This is a genomic window from Thermogladius sp. (assembly GCF_049970955.1).
GTDB lineage: Archaea > Thermoproteota > Thermoprotei_A > Sulfolobales > Desulfurococcaceae > Thermogladius.
In genome coordinates this window covers 1-3,335 of the sequence record NZ_JBMFLY010000082.1, presented here as the reverse complement: position 1 = coordinate 3,335, position 3,335 = coordinate 1, and the positions used below count along the sequence as shown (strand labels likewise).

General features: G+C 63.2%; 5 protein-coding genes. All 5 read left to right on the top strand.

Annotated elements, in window-relative coordinates; genetic code table 11:
* Window positions 1-32 precede the first annotated feature (32 nt).
* A complete protein-coding gene (csa3, locus tag ACP5VX_RS06645; RefSeq protein ID WP_428725099.1) occupies window positions 33-668 on the top strand; it encodes a CRISPR-associated CARF protein Csa3 in 636 nt (211 codons plus the stop codon).
* Window positions 669-808: 140 nt separating this feature from the next.
* Entirely contained in the window at window positions 809-1,150 is a 342-nt protein-coding gene (locus ACP5VX_RS06640) for a hypothetical protein (RefSeq protein ID WP_428725098.1), read from the top strand.
* A gap of 11 nt (window positions 1,151-1,161) precedes the next feature.
* Entirely contained in the window at window positions 1,162-2,220 is a 1,059-nt protein-coding gene (cas7a, locus tag ACP5VX_RS06635; protein ID WP_428725097.1) for a type I-A CRISPR-associated protein Cas7/Csa2, read from the top strand.
* Window positions 2,221-2,222: 2 nt separating this feature from the next.
* On the top strand, window positions 2,223-3,092 hold the full coding sequence (locus ACP5VX_RS06630; protein ID WP_428725096.1) for a hypothetical protein: 870 nt from the start codon (window positions 2,223-2,225) through the stop codon (window positions 3,090-3,092).
* A partial coding sequence (locus ACP5VX_RS06625) for a hypothetical protein (RefSeq protein ID WP_428725095.1) occupies window positions 3,082-3,335 on the top strand: 254 nt, incomplete at its 3' end. The genes ACP5VX_RS06630 and ACP5VX_RS06625, both read left to right, overlap by 11 nt.

The following is a 3,335-nucleotide window of genomic DNA, read 5'->3' as shown; positions in this document are numbered from 1 at the left end:
TGGGCTGTCAAAGTTTCTGATAGGTGTTTTCGTTGGCCCGCACTCTCGTGGCGACTCTGGGCTTCGACGCCGACCTCGTCCTGAGGAGGGTGCGCCAGGGGGGCTACGGGAGGATCAAGTGCCTGGCGCTAAGGGTCGACGACGCCTCCTTCAGGAGGGTCGAGAACGCGTTCGCCACGGTCGAGTTCGTGGCGGACAGGCTGAGCGTGCCGGCCGAGCTCAGGGCGTTCGAGCCCGGTAGGGGCCTCGTCAGGGGGGTCCTAGCCGAGCTGGAGTCCGAGCTCGCGAGGGGGGCCGACGAGGTGGAGCTCTACCTCTCGGGCGGCCCCAGGCTCCTCGTGGTAGCGGCGCTCATCGCCTCCCTCCTGGTACACCCGAGCTTCGCGGACAGGGTGAGGGTGGTCGTCGAGGGAGAGGGCTTCGAGGCGTCGCTAGAGGCCCCGGCGGGCTGGCTGAAGAGGCTGGCGTCCCTCACGAGCGAGGAGGTAGAGGTGCTCAACTACGTCGCGGGCGTGGGGAGGGCCAGGCCGCCGGAGCTGGCCAGGGACCTCGGGCTACCCAAGGCCACGGCCTACAAGAGGCTGAGGAAGCTCGCGGAGGAGGGGCTGCTAGCCCAGGAGGGCGACTACTACACGGTGTCCAAGACGCTCCACGACGCGCTCTACTAGATGGTCACAGATCGTGACCTTGAAACGCGTAGAAAAGTTTTACTAAGCATGGACACGGGATGTAACCATTATATAGCAGGTTACTCCACAGGAAAAGCTTAAATATGGGAGGCACCAGAATATTTTGATGGGTGGCGCGAGTGTCGAAGTTGGTCGAGGTCCTGGCCTTCCTGGGGGCGCTAAGAGACTACAGCTACATAGACCGCTTGTCCACAGCACTCAACGAGGCCAGCGTGTACGAGGCCCTCAACGACGCGATCAGAGCCTACCTCTCGCTCTGCCAGGGCAAGGAGAAGTACGAGACGAAGGAAGCGGTCTACGAGTGCCCCCAAGTCTCCGGCGACGAGCTGGAGAAGGAGGTCGAGGAGGTCAAGAAGGCCGTGAAGGGCAAGCCCGGCGGTGAGGTCGTCAGGTTCAGCAGGGAGCTGGCGATGCAGGCCTACGCGGCCATACCCAAGGTGAGAGTCGAGAAGAAGTCGTGAGGGGTGGGAGGGTGGCCTCGCAACCCAAGTACCCGCCGGTCGTCTACGCGAGCGTCTCCGCTAGGATACTCCTGAACGTCGAGGCCCTGAACATGGCCGAGACCGTCGGCAACGTCGCCAGGCACAGGAAGGCGCCCGTCGTGGTGGCGTCCAAGCAGTCTGGTGTCAGCGTCGTCTACGTCCCGGCGATAAGCGGCGAGAGCCTGGCCTACCACTACCAGAGGCTGCTGTCCGCGATAGCCCAGAGCAGGGGCCTCCCGGTCACCGAGATGGACAAGCAGGGCTACTACATGAAGTTCGCGAGCGACGACATCGTGAAGAAGTACTACCAGGAGGTCGAGTCCAAGTTCCAGCTCACACAGCTGAAGGACCCCTGCAAGGTCGAGGAGGCCATACTCAAGTCCAGCGTAGTGGCCGACGTGGGCGGATTCCTCTACACGGACAAACTGGTGAAGAGGGTCTCGAGGGTCAAGTTCGGCTACATGGTGCCAACGCTAGACGCGATAGAGTCGGGCGCGACCGCCGCGTACCCCCAGCTACACGTCAGGTACACCCCTAGAGCCGAGGAGAGGGAGCAGGCCCTCTACTACGTCGAGACAGCCAGCGCGCTCTACGGGTTCACAGCGGCCCTCAACGCCTCCGACGTAGCCGAGCTCTCCCCCGGGTGCGGCCCGAGCGTGGACCTCCTCGCCGAGAAGAAGAAGAGGGTGGAGGCCGCCTTCGACGCCCTCATAGCCATGCTGGACGGCCTCCTCTTCGGCGCCAAGAAGTCCAGGTTCAACCCGATATGGGAGGTCCTGTCGCTGGCCGTCTCGGTGTCCAGAGGACCCGTGGAGTTCAACGTGTCGCCCCCGCACACTAGGGACTTCCTGGTAGAGAGCGTCGAGAGGGCGGGCAGGCTGGTGAGCGTCTTCAAGGATATGCAGGTCCACGTGTACTGGTTCAGCAAGGAGGGTCTGCCGGAGCCCCAGAGCGTACAGGGAGTAACCGTCGAGAAGGCGACCTCCCACACCGACGCCATGGTGAAGGCGAAGTCTAAGCTCCTAGAGCTCCTCGCCCCCGGGAGGTAGCCATGCCAAAACTGAGGTTTTTTTACTCCAAGGTCAGGCTCCACTGGGGCTTCACCGTTAGAGTGAAGGGGGCGACCGCGGCCCAGCCCGCCCTTGTCCTGCCCCCGCCTACGACGGTGGTAGGGGCCTTCGCCTACCCCCTCGCCAGGCTCCTCGGCCTAAGGGAGGAGCCCCCCTCCTCTAAAAAAGGCGCTAAGAGACCCGTGATTACCGACGTCTTCGAGTGCTTCCTGAAGGCTACAAGGGGCGCGTCAGCAGGCCTAGACCCCATGAGCCCTACGGGGCTAAGTAGCTACATGGAGACGACCAGGATCATGGGGTTCGTGTACAAGACGGGCGGCCAGGTCAACAAAGCGCTGAAGGAACCGATCTACAAGTCCATACCCCTCATCATGCCCGTCCAGCCCCTCGGCGCCACCTACTCGCCGGGCGGCGTGGTCCACATCGGAGCTCTGATAGACGTGGAGGACCTCGCCAGGTGCCTGAGAGTAGGCGTGGGCGACGTCGAGGACGCGGCCGTGAAGGCCTGCCACGGCGTCTCGAGGCTGGGCAGCAAGGAGGGCGTCGTCTCGGTACTGGAGGCCGCCTACGGGGAGCCCGAGGCGGTGGAGGGGGACTTCTACACGCTCGGCTACGTCCCGGCCTCCATGGTCTCCAAGCGAGTGCCCGAGCTAGTGGTGAGCGTTTACCTCTACGACCTCGACTACAACCTGGCCGAGTACTACGTCGCGGCCGGGTGGAGGATATCCTCCCAGAACATCCTCACCCCTCCACCCGGGCTGGTGGGAAAGCTCTACTCAACTAACCCGGGCTTCAAGGCATTCTACCTTAAGGAGCACGAGGAGCTCAAGGTGGTGGCGGGTGTCAAGTAGCGTAACCGTCAGGCTCTTGCCGGAGAACATGTTCGGCAGGTACCTCCAGCTCGCAGCGCTCTCCATATACTTCTCGGGGAGGCCCAGCAAGCTGAGGGCCTGGTACGGCCAGCTGAACAGCGGTATACAGCTGACGCAGGGCGAGCTCGTCGAGCTGGTGGAGTCGGTACGCGACTTCCTAGTGTTGAAGTACGGGCTGGACAAGTACGACCCCTGCCAGCTCCTCGACAGAATGAGCAGGGA